This is a genomic window from Serratia marcescens (assembly GCF_006715005.1).
GTDB classification, from domain to species: Bacteria; Pseudomonadota; Gammaproteobacteria; order Enterobacterales; family Enterobacteriaceae; genus Serratia; species Serratia montpellierensis.
The window spans coordinates 677,464-697,208 of the sequence record NZ_VFMJ01000001.1 but is presented as its reverse complement, the minus strand read 5'-3'; the positions used below and the strand labels follow the sequence as shown (position 1 = coordinate 697,208).

The 19,745-nt window shown below is 60.0% G+C and carries 20 protein-coding genes; 8 read left to right on the top strand and 12 right to left on the bottom strand.

Annotated features, from left to right (window positions below; translation table 11 throughout):
* Positions 1–70: 70 nt before the first annotated feature.
* From cysK to crr, 4 genes are all read left to right on the top strand, one after another.
* Positions 71–1,039, top strand: a complete 969-nt coding sequence (gene cysK / locus FHU12_RS03350) for a cysteine synthase A (protein WP_141967414.1) — start codon at positions 71–73, stop codon at positions 1,037–1,039.
* Positions 1,040–1,438: 399 nt separating this feature from the next.
* A complete protein-coding gene (gene ptsH / locus FHU12_RS03345; protein ID WP_004936458.1) occupies positions 1,439–1,696 on the top strand; it encodes a phosphocarrier protein Hpr in 258 nt (85 codons plus the stop codon).
* Positions 1,697–1,742: 46 nt separating this feature from the next.
* The gene (gene ptsI, locus FHU12_RS03340; RefSeq protein ID WP_025303782.1) at positions 1,743–3,470 is read left to right on the top strand and encodes a phosphoenolpyruvate-protein phosphotransferase PtsI; all 1,728 of its coding nucleotides are present in this window, start codon (positions 1,743–1,745) and stop codon (positions 3,468–3,470) included.
* 49 nt (positions 3,471–3,519) lie between these two features.
* On the top strand, positions 3,520–4,029 hold the full coding sequence (gene crr / locus FHU12_RS03335; RefSeq protein WP_004936467.1) for a PTS glucose transporter subunit IIA: 510 nt from the start codon (positions 3,520–3,522) through the stop codon (positions 4,027–4,029).
* A 298-nt stretch (positions 4,030–4,327) separates the two neighbouring features.
* On the opposite strand, the gene FHU12_RS03330 is transcribed toward crr, so the two are convergent.
* The 10 genes from FHU12_RS03330 to FHU12_RS03285 form a co-directional block, all read right to left on the bottom strand.
* Positions 4,328–5,650, bottom strand: a complete 1,323-nt coding sequence (locus tag FHU12_RS03330) for an ATP-binding protein (RefSeq protein WP_141967411.1) — start codon at positions 5,648–5,650, stop codon at positions 4,328–4,330.
* A 6-nt stretch (positions 5,651–5,656) separates the two neighbouring features.
* A complete protein-coding gene (locus tag FHU12_RS03325) occupies positions 5,657–6,337 on the bottom strand; it encodes a response regulator transcription factor (RefSeq protein ID WP_038881296.1) in 681 nt (226 codons plus the stop codon).
* A gap of 252 nt (positions 6,338–6,589) precedes the next feature.
* Positions 6,590–7,471 carry a cysteine synthase CysM gene (gene cysM, locus FHU12_RS03320; RefSeq protein WP_141967409.1) on the bottom strand — a complete coding sequence of 294 codons (882 nt, stop codon included), beginning with the start codon at positions 7,469–7,471 and terminating at the stop codon, positions 6,590–6,592.
* Between the two features lie 81 nt (positions 7,472–7,552).
* On the bottom strand, positions 7,553–8,641 hold the full coding sequence (cysA, locus tag FHU12_RS03315) for a sulfate/thiosulfate ABC transporter ATP-binding protein CysA (RefSeq protein ID WP_141967407.1): 1,089 nt from the start codon (positions 8,639–8,641) through the stop codon (positions 7,553–7,555).
* A complete protein-coding gene (gene cysW / locus FHU12_RS03310; RefSeq protein WP_141967404.1) occupies positions 8,631–9,506 on the bottom strand; it encodes a sulfate/thiosulfate ABC transporter permease CysW in 876 nt (291 codons plus the stop codon). The genes cysA and cysW overlap by 11 nt, the downstream gene beginning before the upstream one ends.
* Entirely contained in the window at positions 9,506–10,345 is an 840-nt protein-coding gene (gene cysT / locus FHU12_RS03305) for a sulfate/thiosulfate ABC transporter permease CysT (protein WP_019453852.1), read from the bottom strand. Before cysT ends, cysW begins: the two co-directional genes overlap by 1 nt.
* Positions 10,346–11,368 carry a sulfate ABC transporter substrate-binding protein gene (locus FHU12_RS03300; RefSeq protein ID WP_141967402.1) on the bottom strand — a complete coding sequence of 341 codons (1,023 nt, stop codon included), beginning with the start codon at positions 11,366–11,368 and terminating at the stop codon, positions 10,346–10,348. It lies immediately after the preceding gene.
* 201 nt (positions 11,369–11,569) lie between these two features.
* On the bottom strand, positions 11,570–12,469 hold the full coding sequence (locus FHU12_RS03295) for a Dyp-type peroxidase (RefSeq protein ID WP_141967401.1): 900 nt from the start codon (positions 12,467–12,469) through the stop codon (positions 11,570–11,572).
* Positions 12,470–12,651: 182 nt separating this feature from the next.
* Positions 12,652–13,239, bottom strand: a complete 588-nt coding sequence (locus tag FHU12_RS03290; protein WP_004936494.1) for an RpoE-regulated lipoprotein — start codon at positions 13,237–13,239, stop codon at positions 12,652–12,654.
* A 156-nt stretch (positions 13,240–13,395) separates the two neighbouring features.
* Positions 13,396–13,860, bottom strand: a complete 465-nt coding sequence (locus tag FHU12_RS03285; protein WP_141967399.1) for a DUF2919 domain-containing protein — start codon at positions 13,858–13,860, stop codon at positions 13,396–13,398.
* A gap of 174 nt (positions 13,861–14,034) precedes the next feature.
* On the opposite strand from FHU12_RS03285, the gene FHU12_RS03280 reads away from it, so the two are divergent.
* The gene (locus tag FHU12_RS03280; protein WP_033643970.1) at positions 14,035–14,433 is read left to right on the top strand and encodes a YgiW/YdeI family stress tolerance OB fold protein; all 399 of its coding nucleotides are present in this window, start codon (positions 14,035–14,037) and stop codon (positions 14,431–14,433) included.
* Between the two features lie 42 nt (positions 14,434–14,475).
* On the opposite strand, the gene FHU12_RS03275 is transcribed toward FHU12_RS03280, so the two are convergent.
* Entirely contained in the window at positions 14,476–14,901 is a 426-nt protein-coding gene (locus FHU12_RS03275; protein ID WP_004936504.1) for a GNAT family acetyltransferase, read from the bottom strand.
* A 204-nt stretch (positions 14,902–15,105) separates the two neighbouring features.
* Between FHU12_RS03275 and amiA the strand changes: the two genes are divergently transcribed.
* The 3 genes from amiA (at position 15,106) to FHU12_RS03260 (ending at position 17,428) form a co-directional block, all read left to right on the top strand.
* Positions 15,106–15,987, top strand: a complete 882-nt coding sequence (gene amiA / locus FHU12_RS03270) for an N-acetylmuramoyl-L-alanine amidase AmiA (protein WP_141967397.1) — start codon at positions 15,106–15,108, stop codon at positions 15,985–15,987.
* Positions 15,988–16,052: 65 nt separating this feature from the next.
* Positions 16,053–16,973: an oxygen-dependent coproporphyrinogen oxidase gene (gene hemF, locus FHU12_RS03265; RefSeq protein ID WP_049209344.1), complete on the top strand. Its 921-nt coding sequence runs from the start codon at positions 16,053–16,055 to the stop codon at positions 16,971–16,973.
* On the top strand, positions 16,973–17,428 hold the full coding sequence (locus FHU12_RS03260; RefSeq protein ID WP_004936514.1) for a YaiI/YqxD family protein: 456 nt from the start codon (positions 16,973–16,975) through the stop codon (positions 17,426–17,428). The genes hemF and FHU12_RS03260 overlap by 1 nt, the downstream gene beginning before the upstream one ends.
* Positions 17,429–17,450: 22 nt before the next feature.
* Here FHU12_RS03260 and FHU12_RS03255 read toward each other — a convergent pair whose 3' ends face one another.
* Positions 17,451–19,691 carry a TonB-dependent receptor domain-containing protein gene (locus tag FHU12_RS03255; protein WP_141967395.1) on the bottom strand — a complete coding sequence of 747 codons (2,241 nt, stop codon included), beginning with the start codon at positions 19,689–19,691 and terminating at the stop codon, positions 17,451–17,453.
* Positions 19,692–19,745 lie beyond the last annotated feature (54 nt).

The following is a 19,745-nucleotide window of genomic DNA, read 5'->3' as shown; positions in this document are numbered from 1 at the left end:
CTTCCCTGCCGGTACTGTTAGCGTATGCTTTCGATGTTCCCCACATTTTCATAGAGTTAAAGGACGGGCTATGAGCAAGATATATGAAGACAACTCATTAACAATCGGCCATACGCCGCTGGTTCGTCTGAACCGTATCGGCAACGGACGCATTCTGGCCAAGGTTGAATCACGCAACCCGAGCTTCAGCGTCAAATGTCGCATCGGTGCCAATATGATTTGGGATGCGGAACAACGCGGCGTGCTGACCGCCGGCAAAGAACTGGTGGAGCCGACCAGCGGCAACACCGGCATCGCGCTGGCCTTCGTTGCCGCCGCGCGCGGTTACAAGCTGACGCTGACCATGCCGGAAACCATGAGCATCGAGCGCCGCAAGCTGCTCAAGGCGCTGGGCGCCAATCTGGTGCTGACCGAAGGGGCGAAAGGCATGAAAGGCGCCATCGCCAAAGCCGAAGAGATCGTCGCCACCGATCCGAACCGTTATCTGATCCTGCAGCAGTTCAGCAACCCGGCCAACCCGGCCATCCATGAAAAAACCACCGGCCCGGAAATCTGGGAAGACACCGACGGCGACGTCGACGTGTTCATCTCCGGCGTTGGCACCGGCGGCACCCTGACCGGGGTCAGCCGCTACATCAAGAACACCAAAGGCAAGGCCATCACCACCGTGGCGGTCGAGCCGACCGACTCGCCGGTCATCAGCCAGGCGCTGGCCGGTGAAGAGCTGAAACCGGGTCCGCACAAGATCCAGGGCATCGGCGCCGGCTTCATTCCAGGCAACCTCGATCTGGACCTGGTGGATCGCGTCGAGAAAGTGTCCAACGACGAAGCCATCAGCATGGCGCGTCGCCTGATGGACGAAGAAGGCATCCTGGCAGGCATCTCCTCCGGCGCTGCGGTCGTGGCGGCGGTGAAACTGGCCGAAGAACCGGCGTTCGCCGACAAGACCATCGTGGTGATCCTGCCCTCTTCCGGTGAGCGTTATCTGAGCACCGCGCTGTTCGCGGATCTGTTCACTGAGCAAGAATTGCAGCAGTAATTCCGCCACTGCACAAATCGCTAAAAAAGCACCCTGCGGGGTGCTTTTTTGTGGACTGGATCAAACTTTATAGCAGTCCAAGATTGCTTTTGCCCGTCGGCTTTAGTATTTAACGGTGCATTATTTCGATGCGCAAAATTAATAACCCCCCGAGCCCGGTCAAGGCTGAATCGATTTACTCATCTGTCGCCGACGCGTCGAATCGGGCATAATGGGGAGCGGATTGGAACGACGTCTAAAGCCGAGTTTTTTGATCTGAAGTGCCTAACGCGTCGTTTTCTGTTGCATCAACGTTCGCCCCTGTCCATAGTCAGGCGCTATAACCAGACAAGCTAAAGTCAGGCCCCTGGGCTAAACTTTAGCTCCACAACATTAATCCAATAAGTTGGGGAAACATCAATGTTCCAGCAAGAAGTTACTATTACCGCTCCGAATGGTCTGCATACTCGCCCTGCCGCTCAGTTCGTTAAAGAAGCCAAAGGCTTCACGTCTGACATCACCGTGACCTCCAACGGCAAAAGCGCCAGCGCTAAAAGCCTGTTCAAACTGCAAACTCTGGGGCTGACTCAAGGGACCGTAGTGACCATCTCAGCTGAAGGTGAAGACGAGCAGAAAGCCGTTGAGCACTTGGTAAAACTGATGGCAGAGCTTGAGTAATCGGCCCGTCTTTTTAGTTAACACCAGTCAAGAGTAAGGTAGGGTTATGATTTCAGGCATTTTAGTATCACCGGGCATCGCTTTTGGTAAGGCTCTCTTGCTGAAAGAAGACGACATCGTCATCAACCGGAAAAAAATCTCTGCTGATCAAGTAGAGCAGGAAGTCTCGCGTTTTCTGGCCGGCCGCGCGAAAGCGTCCGAACAGCTGGAAGCGATCAAGACCAAAGCTGGCGAAACCTTCGGCGAAGAGAAGGAAGCTATCTTCGAAGGCCACATCATGTTGCTGGAAGACGAAGAGCTTGAGCAGGAAATCATAGCCCTAATCAAAGACGATCTGGCCTCCGCAGACGCCGCCGCCTACACCGTGATCGAAGGTCAGGCGAAAGCGCTGGAAGAGCTGGACGACGAATACCTGAAAGAGCGCGCCGCCGACGTGCGCGACATCGGCAAGCGCCTGCTGCAGAACATTCTGGGCATGCCGATCGTCGATCTGGGCTCCATTCAGGACGAAGTGATCCTGGTGGCCACCGATCTGACCCCGTCAGAGACCGCGCAGCTGAACCTGGACAAAGTGCTGGGCTTCATTACCGATCTCGGCGGCCGCACCTCCCACACCTCTATCATGGCGCGCTCCCTGGAGCTGCCGGCGATCGTCGGTACCAGCGACGTGACCAAGCAGGTGAAAAACGACGACTACCTGATTCTGGATGCGGTTAACAACAAAATTTACGTTAACCCGACCGCTGACGTTATCGATCAGCTGAAAGCCGCCCAGAACCAATACATCACCGAGAAAAACGATCTGGCCAAGCTGAAGGACCTGCCGGCGATTACGCTGGACGGCCATCAGGTTGAAGTCTGCGCCAACATCGGCACCGTGCGCGACGTCGCGGGTGCAGAGCGCAACGGCGCGGAAGGCGTCGGCCTGTATCGTACCGAATTCCTGTTCATGGACCGTGACTCGCTGCCGACCGAAGACGAGCAGTTCCAGGCTTATAAAGCCGTGGCGGAAGCCATGGGCTCGCAGGCCGTGATCGTCCGCACCATGGACATCGGCGGCGACAAAGACCTGCCGTACATGAACCTGCCGAAGGAAGAGAACCCGTTCCTCGGCTGGCGCGCCATCCGCATCGCGATGGACCGCCGTGAAATCCTGCACGCCCAGCTGCGCGCCATCCTGCGCGCCTCGGCGTTCGGCAAACTGCGCATCATGTTCCCGATGATCATCTCCGTGGAAGAAGTGCGCGATCTGAAAGGCGAAATCGAGACGCTGAAGGCGCAGCTGCGCGAAGAAGGCAAAGCGTTTGACGAGAGCATCGAGGTGGGCGTGATGGTGGAAACACCGGCTGCGGCGGTCATCGCTCACCACCTGGCGAAAGAAGTCGACTTCTTTAGTATTGGGACAAACGATCTAACCCAGTATACTCTGGCGGTAGATCGCGGCAACGAGCTGATTTCTCATCTCTATAACCCGATGTCCCCATCAGTACTTAGCCTGATCAAACAGGTTATTGATGCATCTCACGCAGAAGGCAAGTGGACCGGCATGTGCGGCGAACTGGCTGGCGATGAGCGTGCTACACTGTTGTTATTGGGCATGGGGCTGGATGAGTTCAGCATGAGTGCGATTTCAATCCCGCGCATCAAGAAAATTATTCGTAACACGAATTTCGAAGATGTGAAGGCGTTGGCAGCGCAAGCCTTGGCACAGCCAACGGCACAAGACCTGATGAATTGCGTCAATAAATTCATCGAAGAAAAAACGCTCTGCTAAACTTCCACGACACTGGAACGCCGCCCAATTTAATGCTTAGGAGAAGATCATGGGTTTGTTCGATAAACTGAAATCTCTGGTTTCTGATGACAAGAAAGACACGGGCACTATCGAGATCGTCGCTCCCCTTTCTGGCGAAATCGTCAATATCGAAGATGTGCCGGACGTAGTGTTCGCTGAAAAAATCGTTGGCGACGGTATCGCCATCAAACCGGCCGGCAACAAAATGGTTGCTCCGGTTGACGGCACCATCGGCAAGATTTTCGAAACCAACCATGCATTCTCTATCGAATCCGACAGCGGCATTGAGCTGTTCGTCCACTTCGGCATCGATACCGTAGAACTGAAAGGCGAAGGCTTCAAACGCATCGCCGAAGAAGGTCAGCGCGTCAAGAAAGGCGACGTCGTTATCGAGTTCAACCTGCCACTGCTGGAAGAGAAAGCCAAGTCTACCCTGACGCCGGTCGTTATCTCCAACATGGACGAGATCAAAGAGCTGATCAAACTGTCCGGCAGCGTGACCGTTGGCGAAACCCCGATCATCCGCATCAAGAAGTAAGCGCGGATGAGCAAGAAAAACGGCGCCCTCGGCGCCGTTTTTTTATCCCCTTCGTCTTTCGAACCGCAGCGTTGTTGGCCGCACGTGCTCACCCCGGTCACTTACCGGAGTAAGCTCCCGGAGATTCCCCCGCTTGCCGCCTAGCTGCAATTCGAAATCCTTTGGGTATGCCGCGGATAATAGACGTTATCGGCGCAGGCAGTTTGAACATGGACAGCGCGCAACCTTCGGAACGTACACACAGTACGTGACGAAGGCGAGCACTGCCCTAGTTCAAAATGGCAAGTAAGATAGTCTATTATTGCCAGCGCGGGATGCGCAGGGTAATGACCAGCCCCTCTTTGTCGCCATTGCGCGCCTCAACCTGGCCGCCGTGCGCCAGCACCACCTTGCGGGTAATCGCCAGCCCCAGGCCGTAACCCTTGCCCGACAGGGCCGACTTCACGCGTACGAACGGATCGAAAATGCTCGACAGCTTCGCCTCCTCAACCCCCGGCCCCTGATCGCTGACCGCGATCTGGAACTGGTTATCGACGCGCGTCAATGCCACCGTCACCCGCTGGCCGTGGCTGGAAAAGCGCAGCGCATTGCGCACGATGTTGTCCACCGCTCGCCGCATCAGCTCCGCATTGCCTTTGACGGTGTACTCCACGTCCGACTCGGCCTGCAGCACGATATCCACGCCGGGCACCTGCGCCTCGTAGCGTGCATCGCTCACCACCGCGTCCACCAGGCCGTACAGATCGAAATACTCTTCGTCAGGTAGGCTACTGTGTTCGGCGCGCGACAGCGCCAGTAGCTCACCGATCATTTTGTCCAGCCGCCCCGACTCGTGTTCGATGCGCTTGAGCGAGGTTTCGACATTGCCGGCATTCTGCCGCGCCAGGCCGATCGCCAGCTGCAGGCGCGCCAGCGGCGAACGCAGCTCGTGCGAAACGTCATGCAGCAACTGCTCGCGGGCGCTGACCAGCAGCTCCAGCCGCTCGGCCATGGTGTCAAAATCGCGCGCCACGTCGGACAGTTCGTCATGGCGCCGCCGCATCTTCGGGTACAGCCGCACCGACAGATCGCCCTGCGCCACCCGATCCAGGCCGCCGCGCAGCTGACGCATCGGCCGGGTCAGGTTCCAGGCCAGCACGGCGCTGAACAGCAAACCGCCCAGCCCGCCGACCCACAGCATCGGCGCAGGAATGTTGAAGAAATGGGAGCGCCGCTCCGGCCGATACTCTTCCCGCAGCCCGCGCACGTCATAGCTCAGCCAGTAACCCTGCCCTTCGCCGGTCTGTACCCAGGCGGAAATCTCTTTCGGCATGCGCCGCCCTTCAAACACCGGTTCTTCCGGCGCGGGCGGCGGCGGTTGGGTCATCGGCGTGACGGACAGCAGGCGCCTGTCGTCCTCGGGCCAGTCGCGCATCAGGGCTTCCAGCGCCGGCATGCCGCCGCTACGCAATTGGGTGGCGGCGGAGGTTAGCTGCAGGCCTATCACCCGCCGCGCCATGGCGTTCTCCGGCGGCACATAACGATCGCCATATAAAGAAAACGCCACCCACAGGGCCTGCGTCATGATGATGAAGGTCAGCCAAAAGCCGAGCAAAATTTTCCAGAACAGTCTTCCGCGCATGTCAGGTTACCGAATGCGATAGCCGATGCTGCGCACCGTCTCGATGCTCAGCGTATTGCCGGCCAGCGCGCTCAGCTTCTGGCGGATATTGCTGATATGCACGTCCACGCTGCGATCATAGGCCTCGCGCGGGCGCCCCAGCCCCTTCTCGGACAATTCATCCTTCGACACCACGCGATCCGGCGCGCGCAGCAACAGCTCCAGCAGATTGAATTCCGAAGCGGTCAGATCAAACGCCTTACCGCGCCATTCGCTGCTGCGGGTTGAAGGATTCAGCGTCAGCTCGCCGAAGCTGATGGCGGCTTCGTCGTCCGCCTCTTGCGGCCGCTCTTCGAAACGACGCAGCACCGCGCGCAGGCGCGCCACCAATTCGCGCGGGTAGCACGGTTTGGGCATGTAATCGTCAGCGCCCATCTCCAGGCCAATCACCCGATCGATGTTGTCACCTTTGGCGGTCAGCATGATGATCGGCAGCCGGCTCTTTTTACGCACATCGCGCAGCACGTCGATGCCGCTCATGTCCGGCAGCATGATGTCGAGGATCATCGCGGTATAGTCGCCCGACAGCGCGCCCTCAACCCCCGCCTTGCCGGTCAGCACCAGCGTGGCGTCGAAGCCTTCGCCGGTCAGGTATTCGCTCAGCATGGTGCCAAGCTCCAGGTCATCGTCGACCAGTAAAATTTTCATGCCTTGCTCCTTCACCGATTTTCGTTATTTTCCCGCCAATTCCGCCGGCCCGCAGCCGGTTTTACTCAATCCTTACACATCGCGGTTCGCATCTCGCCACCGTTATTGTGGCTGCTGTCGCGCGATTTCTCTACTTCAGTCATGGCATTGGCGCACGAGCAAGCGGCAGCCACCACGTAAGCGGGGCCGCCGTCTGTCGAAAGGAAAGTGGGAAAGGTTCTCCCGACGGCACACACCGCCGGGAAGGAACGATCAGTCGAACACGCCGGTGGAGAGGTAACGGTCGCCACGATCGCAGACGATCGCCACCACGACGCTGCCGGGATTAGCCGCCGCGACGCGCAAGGCACCGGCTACCGCGCCGCCGGAGCTGACGCCGCAGAAAATGCCTTCACGCTGCGCCAGCTGGCGCATGGTCTGCTCGGCATCGCGCTGCTCGATGTCCAGCACCTGATCCACCAGCTCCGGGCGGAAAATACCCGGCAGATAAGCGGGCGACCAACGGCGAATGCCGGGGATGCTGCTGCCCTCCGCCGGCTGCAGGCCGATGATCTGCACCTGCGGATTCTGGCTTTTCAGATAACCGCCCACGCCGGTAATGGTACCGGTGGTGCCCATGCTGGAAACGAAGTGCGTGATGTGCCCTTCGGTCTGGCGCCAGATCTCCGGGCCGGTGGTGGTGAAATGGGCATAGGGATTATCCAGGTTGTTGAACTGATCCAACACTTTACCCTGCCCCTGGCGCTGCATCTCCAGCGCCAGATCGCGCGCCCCTTCCATTCCCTGCTCACGGCTGACCAGGATCAGTTCCGCACCGTAGGCGCGCATCGCCGCCTGCCGCTCCAGGCTCATGTTCTCCGGCATCAGCAGCCTCAGCGTATAGCCTTTCAATGCAGCGATCATCGCCAGCGCAATGCCGGTGTTGCCGCTGGTGGCCTCAATCAGCACGTCGCCGGGCTTGATCTCACCGCGCAGCTCCGCCTGCTGGATCATCGCCAACGCGGCGCGATCCTTCACCGATCCCGCCGGGTTATTGCCTTCCAGTTTGACCCATACTTCGCTGCCCGCCTGGGCGGCCAGCCGTTGCAGTTTTACCAGCGGGGTATTCCCGATGCATTGTTCGAGCGTTGTCACGATCTTTGCCTGTGTGTTGGTGTGCGTAAAGTAAAAAGGCAACCCTGGGGTTGCCTTGAAGAAAAGGGCTGCTAAAACCTATCAGGCGCTTTTGGCTAACGCAACAGGTTGCAGCAGTTGATCGCCGGCATACAGCCGCGCATTGAGGCTGCCGACGTAATAACGGCCGCCGCGCACCGGCGTGGCGTTGCCTTCCGGCAGCACTATGCTTATCGGTTCCTGATGCCAGCCGATCGGCTGCACCGTCAGCTGCCAGAAATGGCCGCGCGGGCTGACTTCCAACACCTGAACCGGCAGCGGACAGCGCTCGCTGCTCTCGGTCGCCACTTCCATTTCCCACGGGCGCAGGAACAGATCGACGCTACCCTGGTGCATCGGCTGGAACGACAACGGCCACTGGTGCGCGCCGACGAACAGCTGGGATCCGCGAATTTCGCCGTTCAGGCGGTTCACTTCCCCCATGAATTCCAGCACGAAGCGGCTCGCCGGTTCGCGCATGATGTCGACCGGCGACCCGACCTGTTCGATATTGCCCTGGCTCATCACCACGATGCGGTCGGCCACTTCCATCGCCTCTTCCTGATCGTGGGTGACGAACACGCTGGTGAATTTCAGTTCTTCATGCAGCTGACGCAGCCAGCGGCGCAGCTCTTTGCGCACCTGCGCATCCAGCGCGCCGAACGGTTCGTCCAGCAGCAGAATTTGCGGCTCCACCGCCAGGGCGCGCGCCAGCGCCACGCGCTGTTTCTGCCCGCCGGACAGCTGCGATGGATAGCGGTTGGCCAGGTGACCCAGCTGCACCATTTCCAGCAGCTGGGTGACTTTCTGTTTGATCGCCGCGGCGTTCGGGCGCTCGCGGCGCGGCAGCACGGTCAGGCCGAAGGCGATGTTGTCGAATACCGTCATGTGGCGGAACAGTGCATAGTGCTGAAACACGAAGCCCACGCGCCTGTCGCGCGCGTGCATGTGGCTGACGTCGGTGCCGTGGAAGCCCAGCTTGCCGCCGCTCTGGCTTTCCAGCCCGGCGATGATGCGCAGCAGCGTGGTCTTGCCGGAACCGGACGGCCCGAGCAGCGCCACCATCTCGCCGGAAGCAATATCGAGCGAGATATCGTTCAATACCTTGGTGCGACCGAAGTACTTGTTGATGCCGTTAATCTCAATGCTCATGATTTTCCTCCCGCTCGAGACGCGCGTTTTGACGTTCCAGACGCCACTGCAGCGCGCTCTTCAAAAATAGGGTAACGATCGCCATCAGGGTCAACAGCGCGGCGGCGGTAAAGGAGCCGACGGTGTTGTAATCCTGCTGCAACAGCTCGACCTGCAGCGGCAGGCTGTAGGTTTCGCCGCGAATCGAACCGGACACCACTGACACCGCGCCGAACTCGCCGATGGCGCGCGCGTTGGTCAGCACCACGCCGTACAGCAGCGCCCAGCGAATGTTGGGCAGCGTCACGCGGCGGAACATCTGCCAGCCGGACGCCCCCAGCAGAATAGCGGCCTCGTCTTCCTGGCTGCCCTGGCTGAGCATCATCGGCACCAGCTCGCGCACCACGAAGGGGCAGGTAACGAAAATGGTCACCAACACCATGCCCGGCCAGGAGAACATGATCTGGATGTTATGCGCATCCAGCCAGCCGCCCAGCAGGCCGTTGCTGCCGTAAAACAGCAGGTAAATCAGCCCCGCCACCACCGGTGAAACGGCGAACGGGATATCGATCAGCGTCAGCAGCAGCTGGCGGCCGCGGAAGGTGAAGCGCGTCACCAACCACGCCAGCAACGTGCCGAACACCAGGTTGAACGGCACGGTGATCAGCGCGATCAAAACCGTCAGCCAAATGGCGTGCAGCATGTCCGGATCGAGCAAGTTGCTCCACATCGCGCCGAATCCTTTGGAAAAGGCCTCGGCGAAAATCGACATCATCGGCACCACCAGCAGCAGCACCGAGAACAGCGCGCCGATGGCGATCAGCGTCCACTTGCCCCAGTTGACGCGCGGGCGCTCGGCGCCGTTGAAGGCGGAAACATCAGCCATCAGTGCCCTCCTCCCAAACGCCTGCCGAAGCGGCTTTGCAATACGTTAATGCTGAACAGCAGCAGCAGCGACGCCGCCAGGATCACCGAGGCGATGGCGCTGGCCGCCGGGTAATCGAACTCCTGCAAACGCACAAAAATCATCAGCGAGGTCACTTCCGTCTTCCAGGCGATGTTACCGGCGATGAAAATCACCGCGCCGAACTCGCCCAGGCTGCGGGTAAAGGAGATGGCGGTGCCGGCCAGCAGTGCCGGCGCCACCTCGGGCAGCACCACGCGGCGAAAACTCTGCCAGCGCGTAGCGCCCAGCGTCTCGGCCGCCTCTTCGTATTCCGGCCCCAGCTCTTCCAGCACCGGCTGCACGGTGCGCACCACAAACGGCAGGCTGGTGAACGCCATCGCTACCGCGATCCCAAGCCAGGTAAAGGTAACCTTGATGTCGAAGTGCGCCAGCCACTGACCGTACCAGCCAGTGGTGGAAAACAGCCCCGCCAGCGTCAGGCCGGCCACTGCGGTCGGCAGTGCGAACGGCAGATCGATCAGGCCATCCAGCAGCGAACGGCCGGGAAAACGGTAGCGCGTCAGGATCCAGGCCATCAGCATGCCGAACACCGCGTTGAACAGGCTGGCGACACCGGCCGCCAGCAGCGTCACTTTATACGCCGCCACCACCTGCGGGTTGGAAATCACTTCCCAGTATTGCGCCAGGCTCATCTGTGCCAGCTGCATCACCAGCGCGGTGAGCGGCAGCAGCAGGATCAAACAGGTATAAAACAGGCTGCTGCCGAGGCTGAGGCCAAATCCGGGCAGCACCCGCTTACTGGACGACAACGCCAACATTTACTTGCGCCCTGCCGCTAACAGCTGATCCAGCTCGCCGCCGGTGGCGAAGTGGGTTTTCATCACCTGCGGCCAGCCGCCGAATTGATCTTCCACGCGGAACAGTTGGGTGTCCGGGAATTGCCCCTTCGCCGCCGCCATCGCTTTCTGGTCATACACCCGGTAGTAGAAGCTGGTGATCACCTGCTGCGCCGCCGGGCTGTAGAGATAGTTCAGATAGGCTTTGGCCGCCTGTTCGGTACCGTTGCGCTCGACGTTTTTGTCGACCCAGGCCACCGGGAACTCCGCCAGAATATCGACCGGCGGCACGATCACGTCGTACTTGTCCTCACCGTACTGCTTGCGGATGTTGTTCACTTCGGACTCGAAGCTGATCAGCACGTCGCCCAAGCCGCGCTCGACGAAGGTGGTGGTCGCGCCGCGGCCGCCGGTATCGAACACCAGCACGTTTTTCAGGAAGCGGGTCATGAAGGCGCGGGTCTTGGCCGGATCGTTGCCGTCGGCCTGATTGGCGGCGCCCCAGGCGGCCAGATAGGTGTAACGGCCGTTACCGGAGGTTTTCGGGTTCGGGAACACCAGCTTCACGTCGTCGCGCACCAGATCGTTCCAGGTGTGGATCCCCTTCGGGTTGTCCTTGCGCACCAGAAACGCCATGGTGGAATAGAACGGCGAGCTGTTGTTCGGCAGACGCGCCTGCCAGTCCGCCGGGATCAGCTGCCCGCGATCGTGCAGGATCTGCACGTCGGTCACCTGGTTGTACGTCACCACGTCGGCACGCAGGCCCTGCAGGATCGCCAGCGCCTGCTTCGACGAGCCGGCGTGCGATTGTTTGATGGTCAGCTTGTCGTTCGGATGCTGCTGATTCCACTGCTGTTCAAAGCCGGGATTCAGCGCGACGAACAATTCACGGGAAACGTCATAAGAGCTGTTCAGCAATTCCGCCGCCGACGCGGCGCCGTTCGCCAACAGCGCAGCCGCCAGCCAACCTTTCAGCACGAGATTTTTAACCCGGTTTTGTTTCATTCTGCACCTTATCACTGAGTCATTCCTTCAGGCTTTCGCCTTATTGACGACCAGTGTATTTATAACTCGGTGCGGAGCTGTAACGCTTTTATATACCGTTTAGTGATTTACAAGCATCAAACGCTATAAGGCAGGGAATGCGAGGCGTTTTAGGGGCGGAAAAACGGGCCGAAGCCGGGCGCACCGGCTTCAGCAACGGCGTCAAAGTGACAGCAGGCGCGTCAGCGATGGCGCAAAGTAGTAGCTGCCGGTGACCGCACGGCTGAAACGCAGCATCGCGTCGCGTTTACCGTCCAGATCGCCGAACATGCTCAACAGCTGCTGCTCGATATTGTGCAGGCGCGCGCAATAGGCAATGAAGAACAGGCCATGCTTGCCGCTGGCGGTGCCGTAAGGCAGGCTCTGGCGCAGAATTTTCAGGCCCTTGCCATTCTCTTTCAGATCGACGCGGCTGACGTGCGAAGTATCCGGGCGCTGATCGGCCGGCAGTTCTTCGCTGTCGTGCTTGGTACGGCCGATGATCTGCTCCTGTTGCTCGGTGGTAAAACGCTGCCACTGGCGCAGATTGTGCTCGTAGCGTTGCACCAGCACGTAGCTGCCGCCTGCGTCCTCTTCGCCTTCGGCGATCGTCGCCACTGCCGGGCGCTGCTCGCCCTGCGGGTTTTCGGTGCCGTCGATGAAGCCGCTCAGATCGCGCTCTTCCACCCAACGGAAACCGTGGGTTTCCTCTTCAATCTTGATGGCGTTGCCGAACGCCGCCAACGCAGCCTGCGCCAGCGTGAAGTTGACGTCGTGACGCAGCGACTGGATGTGGATCAGCATATCGCGTTGGGTGGCCGGCGCCAGCCCTTTGCCGAGCGGCGTGAACGGCTTCAGCTCTTTCGCCCCCTGGCCGCTGGAGAGATCGTGCCAAACGTCGTAGCCGAAAGCGATCACCGCGCCGAGGGGCGCATCGGGAAACTGCTGCTGCAGCTCGCTCAGCGTCTGACAAAACTGCTTGCAGCCCTGGCGCAAGTCGGCGAATTCGCCCTGTACGGTGGCTTCCATAAAAATGGCGAAACGGCAATGCTCCAGCAGAATACCGCTCTGAACCTGTGTCATGTTGTTATCCTCAATACCAGAATCCGGCAACAGGTAAGGTATGGCGGTTGACGCGCGGGTTCCCTGTTACAAACGCGCGCTATCATACCGCAAGCACGGGCGATTGCCTTGCAGCAGCGCAAAGAAAATAGGGGTAATGGCTTGAAAAGGCAGGCGCCGCGAACCGGCGCCCGTTGAACATATTACTGCTGCGGCTTGGCGTGCCAGATGATTTTGCTGACCGTCCAACTTTTCAGGGTGTCGTCCGGCGGAATGATATCCTGCGCCCCGGCCCACTTGCCGCTGAAGATGTAGGTAACGTACTTGCTCTGCTCCGCCACGCACTCCACTTTACCGGCGTCTTCGCCGCTGCCCGGTTTACAGGAGCCGAACGCCTTGCTGTACATATCGCCGAACGGTGTGCCGAGCTTGTTGCCCCACTCCGTCGCCACTTTCGGATCCAGCACGTCCACCCGCTGCAGACGCCCCTTCGGTTCGCCGGTGATCACCAGCTTCACCTCGTCGCCGGACAGCGCCTGGTAGTAAGAGACGATCTGGCCGTTGTTGGTCGCCATGCCGCCGCGCAGGCGATAGTTGCCGTCCAGCCCGTCGTTGATGGCGCTTTCCGACATCGGCGTGCCGGCGTTGAGCTTGCCGACGCCCTTGGCGCCGACCTCCAGGCTGCTGCCGAACCAGTTGAACGGCGACAGGCTGGACCAGGAGAAATTGGACATGCTCGAACAGCCGGTCAATAACAGCGGAAGCCCTAACAGCAGGGGGCGAATATTCATCTCTAGCTCCTTAAACATCAATGGCACGGGGCGGTAACCCGCCCCTGCCGCACTCGGCGTTTTGCTGCGTGCCAGCCTCTCACAACGGCCCGCACTACGCCAACGGTTGCCAGCTTGGAGTGCGGAAAATGCGAAAAGTGCCGCACTTCTCGGCAATTAGTCGGCATGCTCCGCCGGCGTGAAACAGTCTTTCAGACGCGCATTCAACAGCAGATAGCTCAGCGCCAGCGCATCGAGCAGCGCCAGCGTCAGTTCCAGCCCCGGCGCATCGCCGTCTTGGCGCCACAGGCTGAACAACGCGCCGCCGAGCGACGCCAGCAGGGAGACAGCCAGCCCCCAACGCCAGCCCCGCCATAGCCGCGGCCATTGATGGCGACGGCCGCTCAGCAAAAACGCCAGCGCCGCCGGCAAGCCGAGCAGCATGCCGTACCAAAAACGTTGGGTATCCGGATAAAACAGCGCCAGCAAGCTTTCGCCCTGCTCACGCGAAGCGCCGGCCATCACGAACAGCAGCCAGGTGCGCGCCTGCAGAATCAGCACGGCCCAAAATCCCAGCGGCAGCCGCAGCGCGCCGTGCTGGTCGTAATCATCCGGGGAAAACCGGGGTGAGAATGGCTTCAACGATCGTTCCTTGCCAACAGAATAAAGACTATGGCTACAGATGGGCGCAGCCGGCGTGAATTTCAATGCGCCGGCTTAAGAAGCTCTTAAGATCGGCGTGTTTTAATCCTTATCACCTAGCAAGCACCCGATATCAGCGGGATGTGATTTTCGATAACGATAAGGAAGCGCAACATGAAAAAACTGACTCTGGCCGCTCTGATCGCGCTGTGCAGCGCACCGGTACTGGCACAACAAGGCGGGTTCCTCGACCCGGCTGCGCCGCAGGCTCAAACGCAAACCACCGCACAGGGCGGTTTCTCCGGCCCCAGCGCGGCGCTGACCACCGTGGACAAGGTGAAATCGCTGAGCGACGACGCCTGGGTGATGCTGCAGGGCAACATCGAGCAGCGCATCGGCGACGAAACCTATACCTTCCGCGACGCCACCGGCACCCTGACGGTCGATATCGATCGCAAACGCTGGAACGGCCAGACCGTTACGCCGAAAGACAAGGTGCAGTTGGAAGGTAAAGTGGATAAAGACTGGAACAGCCTCGAAGTGGACGTGAAAACCGTCAAAAAGCTGCCGTAATGCGCTGCGGCGGGCGGTGCAACGCCGCCGCCCGCTGCCTGCTCAATATTCCTGATCTTCGATCAGCCGCTTGCCCAGGCTGGTGATGCCCTGGATCTCGTAGCCGAGCTTCTCGTACATCTCGACCACCGTGTCGTTGTCTTCGCGCACCATAATCTGGATCTTCGGGCAGCCGCGGGCGATCAACTTCTTCTCCAGACGGTTGATCAATGCATTGGCGATGCCGCGCCCGCGATAGTCGGGATGCACCCCGAGGTAATACGCCGACCCTCGGTGGCCGTCATAGCCGCCCATCACCGAACCGACCACTTCGCCGCCGACTTCCGCCACCAGGAACAGCTCCGGGTCGTGGTTCAGCTTGCGCTCGATGTCCATTTCCGGATCGTTCCAGGGCCGCAGCAGATCGCAGCGCTCCCACAGGGTAATGACTTCTTCAAAGTCGTCTTGTCGAAATACGCGAATTTCCATCGATGTTGGCCGCTGTTAATTAAGGTGTTTATCTGATTATCGCGTGATTATTCACTTACGCAATATCAAACTGCGATTTACCGCGCTATTTACCCGGAAATCGCCGGTAACAGGCGTAATAAATGGAAATAGTTATCGGGTCGATTAATGATTATCAATACGATATAACGTCGCAAAATAGAAACGTCGATGGAGCGTTGCGTAATGAAAAAGCAGGGTAAACAATTCCTCAATTTTAAACCGCTTGCCGTTTCCCCGACGCGACGCCAACTTTTGCTTTCCGGCCTGGCGGTGGCGCTGTTCGGCGTGAAAAACCCAAGCGCCAGGGCGGAAGGCCTGCTGCGCAATCAGCACAGCAAACCGGCGGCGAAACCGGCCGGCAGCAAAAAGCTGGTGATGATCGATCCCGGCCACGGCGGCATTGACTCCGGCGCGGTCGGCCACGAAGGTTCGCAGGAAAAACACATCGTGCTGGAAATCGCCAACCACGTGCGCCGTTTCCTGCATGAGCACGATCATGTCGAGGCGCGCCTGACGCGCGAAGAAGACGAGTTCATTCCGCTGTTCCAGCGGGTGGAGATCGCCCACCAGCACCAGGCCGATCTGTTTATTTCGATTCACGCCGACGGCTTCACCAGCCCATCGGCCTCCGGCGCTTCGGTGTTCGCCCTCTCCAACCGCGGCGCCAGCAGCGCCATGGCGCGCTACCTGTCCAACCGTGAAAACGCCGCCGACGACGTGGCGGGCGGCAAATATAAGGATCAGGACAACTACCTGCAGCAGGTGCTGTTCGATCTGGTGCAAACCGACACCATCAACAACAGCCTGACGCTCGGCCGCCACGTGCTCGGCCAAATTCGCCCGGTCCACCACCTGCACAGCGACAGCACGGAACAGGCGGCGTTCGCGGTACTGAAATCTCCGTCCATTCCCTCAGTGCTGGTGGAAACCTCGTTCATCACCAACCCGAACGAAGAGCGGTTGCTGGGCACCACCGCGTTTCGCGAGAAAATCGCCCGCGCCATCGCGGACGGCATCATCAATTTCTTCAATTACTTCGATACCCACCAGCGCAAACCCCGCTGATGCCGCGGGCGGCGAATAAGAGTATACTCAGCGCCTTGTTCAGCCAGACGCTATAAAGACCCCGCATGAGTTTACCTAACATCGCTGAAGTAAAATCCTTCCTGCTGGCGCTGCAGGATCATATCTGCGCGCAGCTCGCCCAGGCCGACGGCGGCGCCGTGTTCACCGAAGACCAATGGACGCGTGAAGAAGGCGGCGGTGGCCGCAGCCGCGTGCTGACCAACGGCGCGGTGTTCGAACAGGCGGGGGTTAACTTCTCGCACGTCTCCGGCGCCACCCTGCCGGCCTCGGCGACCGCGCACCGTCCGGAACTGGCCGGGCGCAGCTTTCAGGCGATGGGCGTCTCATTGGTTATCCATCCGCTCAGCCCCTACGTGCCCACCAGCCACGCCAACGTGCGTTTCTTCATCGCCGAAAAACCGGGCGAAGCGCCGGTGTGGTGGTTCGGCGGCGGCTTTGATCTGACGCCGTTCTACGGCTTCGAAGAGGATGCCGTGCACTGGCACCGCACCGCGGCCGATCTGTGTGCGCCGTTCGGCGACGAGGTCTACCCGAAATACAAGCAATGGTGCGACGATTACTTCTTCATCAAGCACCGCAACGAAGCGCGCGGCATCGGCGGCCTGTTCTACGACGATCTGAACACCCCGGACTTCGACCACTGCTTCGCCTTCACCCGCGCGGTGGGCCAGGGCTTCCTCGACGCCTATCTGCCGATCGTCGAAAAACGCAAGGCCTTGACCTGGGGCGAGCGTGAGCGCCAGTTCCAGCTGTACCGCCGCGGCCGCTACGTGGAGTTCAACCTGGTGTGGGATCGCGGCACGCTGTTCGGGCTGCAAACCGGCGGGCGCACCGAGTCCATCCTGATGTCGATGCCGCCGCTGGTGCGTTGGGAATATAACTACCAGCCGGAAGGCGACAGTCCGGAAGCGGCGCTGGCGCGCGATTTCCTGCCGGTGCGTGACTGGCTGCAGGAGCCGAAATGATGCAGATTTGGGTCGATGCGGACGCCTGTCCGAACGTGATCAAAGAGGTGCTGTTCCGCGCCGCCGATCGTACCGCCATCACCGTGACGCTGGTGGCGAACCAACCATTGCGCACGCCGCCGTCGAAGTACATCCGTTCGCTGCAGGTGGCGGCCGGCTTCGACGTAGCCGACAACGAGATCGTGCGCCGCTGCGAAGCGGGCGATCTGGTGATCACCGCCGATATCCCGCTGGCGGCGGAGGTGATAGAGAAAGGCGCGGTGGCGCTGAACCCGCGCGGCGAACGCTATACGCCGGACACCATCCGCGAGCGTCTCAACATGCGCGATTTTATGGATACCCTGCGCGCCAGCGGCATTCAGACCGGCGGCCCGAACGCCCTGAACCAGCGCGACCGCCAGCAGTTCGCCAACGAGCTGGACAAATGGCTGCTGCAGGCGAAACGGGCGCAGTGACTGCGCCCTGCTCCGCTGCGGTTTAGAAGCGCACCTCCCCGCCGAAGATATAAGTCCGCCCACGGGCGGTGTTGGTCGGCGTCTCATACTGCGACTGCGACGGCAGCGAGTTCATCTTGTTCAGCGCGTCCGAGTAGTCTTTGTCCATCAGGTTTTGCACGCTGAGCTTCAGCAGCAGATTGCGATTCACCTGATAGGTGCCGTACAGATCGATAATGGTCGGAATATGCGGCGCCGGCTCTTTCAACAACTGCTCATTCTCATCGTAATCAGAGTCCGGCGACAGGCGCACCGCTTTGCCGGTGTATTTCACTACCCCGCCCAGCGTCAGTTTCTCGTCCAGCAGGCGTACCCCGCTGTCCAGCGTGAAGTAGAACTCCGGCAGTTCGCTGACATCGCCCGCGCCGAATACGTTGCTGGCCTGGTTGGTCGGCTGGGAGGTATGCTCCTTGCTTAACGACAGCTTGGTGAAGGCGAAACCGGCGTCGTACAGCGCTTCGATCTCCACCCCGCGCATTTTGACCGGTTCGGGGGCGTTGCTGTACATGGTCATGCTGACGTTGACGTCCGCGTCATCCCACTCTTCCTGCGTCGCCTGCGAACGGTTGCACTTCTGACGGTTTTTACACACCAGGTAGGTTTGACTGGATATGTAGTTTTTGATCCTGGTTTCGAAATAGACCGCTTTCAGCTGGAAGCTGTCCTGCTTGAACAACAGATCGTGGGCATTGGCGTTGAACCCGCCCTGCCAGATCTCCGCTTTTTCCCCCTTCAGGAACGGGTTCATCGACTGGCCGCCGCTGTTGGCGAAGAACACTTCCTGGATATTCGGCCCGCGCATCGACTTGCTGTAGCTGACGAACGGCTGCAGCCACGGCGTCACCTGCGCCGACAGCATGACCGACGGGTTGAAGCCGTGTTCGTTGCGGGTGATATTGCCGGCGCCCTGCGGGAAGCACTCTACGCGCTCGTCGCAGGCCGGCTTATAGCCGGAGAGGCGATAGGCGGTGTAGTTCAGATCGAAATTCCCCTGCCAGATACCGTAGTTAGCTTGCAACCCGCTGTACAGGCTGGAGATATCTTGTTTGCCGGCAATGCCCACCGGCATGCTTTCCGCCTGACTGTCATCCGTCACCAAACCGGAGGCCTTTTTCTTATACTCGTTGCGCACCAGCTTGCCGCCGTAGCTGAAGGCGAAATCGACGTCCTGCAGGCTGAAACGGCTGGTGTTGTTGATATCCAGCGCATCGGAGATGTTTTTCGCCGTGCTGTCGCTGAACCCCGCCATGTTGTCGGACATGAACTTTTGCTCGCCGCGGCTGGTGCTGGCGGTCAGGTTGAAATCGATCAGCTCCGAGAACGGCGCGTAGTGGTATTTAAGGTAGAAATCGTCGCTGTCGATGTGCCGGCGAGTGATTTTATTCTGGTAGCTGCGCGCCGACAGTTCGATGCTGTTGAAGGCATCCGGCTTGATGTCCACCTTGAACAGCTGGGATTTCGGGTTCTGGCGGTAGGTCTTATCGACGTTGAACATCTCGCTGTCGAAACCGGCGCCGTTTTTGTAGTTGGAGGTGATGGAACTGCCGCTGATCGCCGCCATCGCCCCCAGGCTGCCGCCGTCGGCAAAGGCGGCGGTTTTGGCACCCACGGCGATCATGCCGCTGCGGCCGATGCCGTTATTGCCCACCGAGAATTTGGTGCGCACGCCGAACGGGTTGTCGGAAAATACCACGTCATCCACGCCGATGGTGCGGAAATTGGCGCTGCCCGCCAGGGCGTTCACCCCAGCGGATCCGGTGGCGTTGCCGCGCGCCACGTCGACGCCGACGATAAAGTTAGGATCAATCAGCGCTCCGAACTGGCTGGTGGGCAATCCCCCGTGCGCTGCATCGCTCGGCGAGTTGCCGTAGTAGTTTTGCGTGATGCCGTCGACCATGGTGTTGACCCGGCCGAAACCGCTCAGGCCGCGAATATTGACGCTGACCGATCCCTGGCCGGGATCGATCTGGGTATAGGTGCCCGGCATGCTGCGCAGAATGCTGTCCACCGACTCCAGATTTTTGTTTTCATCGCGCGAGCTGAACGCGCCTGGCCTCGCCAACGCCTCTTTTTCGCTGCTCTTGCCGCTGTCGGCGGCCGAGACGTTGAGCGGGCTGAACGCCACGCTGCCTTTATTATTTCCCGCCTGTTCCTGCGCGGCCGCAGCCGGCCCGTACAGCGCCAGTCCCGCGCCGATCAGGCTCGCTATCATTTTGATTTTCATATATCCCCAGAAATAGCCAATAAGGTTTGATGGCCGACAATGCCCAGCAAAAAG

Coding starts and splice junctions, on each gene's coding strand:
- cysT (WP_019453852.1), bottom strand. CDS start 10,345: ATGTTGGCGTTGTCGTCCAGTAAGCGGGTGCTGCCCGGATTTGGCCTC.
- crr (WP_004936467.1), top strand. CDS start 3,520: ATGGGTTTGTTCGATAAACTGAAATCTCTGGTTTCTGATGACAAGAAA.
- ptsH (WP_004936458.1), top strand. CDS start 1,439: ATGTTCCAGCAAGAAGTTACTATTACCGCTCCGAATGGTCTGCATACT.
- FHU12_RS03280 (WP_033643970.1), top strand. CDS start 14,035: ATGAAAAAACTGACTCTGGCCGCTCTGATCGCGCTGTGCAGCGCACCG.
- FHU12_RS03260 (WP_004936514.1), top strand. CDS start 16,973: ATGCAGATTTGGGTCGATGCGGACGCCTGTCCGAACGTGATCAAAGAG.
- cysW (WP_141967404.1), bottom strand. CDS start 9,506: ATGGCTGATGTTTCCGCCTTCAACGGCGCCGAGCGCCCGCGCGTCAAC.
- FHU12_RS03325 (WP_038881296.1), bottom strand. CDS start 6,337: ATGAAAATTTTACTGGTCGACGATGACCTGGAGCTTGGCACCATGCTG.
- cysA (WP_141967407.1), bottom strand. CDS start 8,641: ATGAGCATTGAGATTAACGGCATCAACAAGTACTTCGGTCGCACCAAG.
- cysK (WP_141967414.1), top strand. CDS start 71: ATGAGCAAGATATATGAAGACAACTCATTAACAATCGGCCATACGCCG.
- amiA (WP_141967397.1), top strand. CDS start 15,106: ATGAAAAAGCAGGGTAAACAATTCCTCAATTTTAAACCGCTTGCCGTT.
- FHU12_RS03330 (WP_141967411.1), bottom strand. CDS start 5,650: ATGCGCGGAAGACTGTTCTGGAAAATTTTGCTCGGCTTTTGGCTGACC.
- FHU12_RS03275 (WP_004936504.1), bottom strand. CDS start 14,901: ATGGAAATTCGCGTATTTCGACAAGACGACTTTGAAGAAGTCATTACC.
- FHU12_RS03290 (WP_004936494.1), bottom strand. CDS start 13,239: ATGAATATTCGCCCCCTGCTGTTAGGGCTTCCGCTGTTATTGACCGGC.
- ptsI (WP_025303782.1), top strand. CDS start 1,743: ATGATTTCAGGCATTTTAGTATCACCGGGCATCGCTTTTGGTAAGGCT.
- FHU12_RS03255 (WP_141967395.1), bottom strand. CDS start 19,691: ATGAAAATCAAAATGATAGCGAGCCTGATCGGCGCGGGACTGGCGCTG.
- FHU12_RS03295 (WP_141967401.1), bottom strand. CDS start 12,469: ATGACACAGGTTCAGAGCGGTATTCTGCTGGAGCATTGCCGTTTCGCC.
- hemF (WP_049209344.1), top strand. CDS start 16,053: ATGAGTTTACCTAACATCGCTGAAGTAAAATCCTTCCTGCTGGCGCTG.
- FHU12_RS03300 (WP_141967402.1), bottom strand. CDS start 11,368: ATGAAACAAAACCGGGTTAAAAATCTCGTGCTGAAAGGTTGGCTGGCG.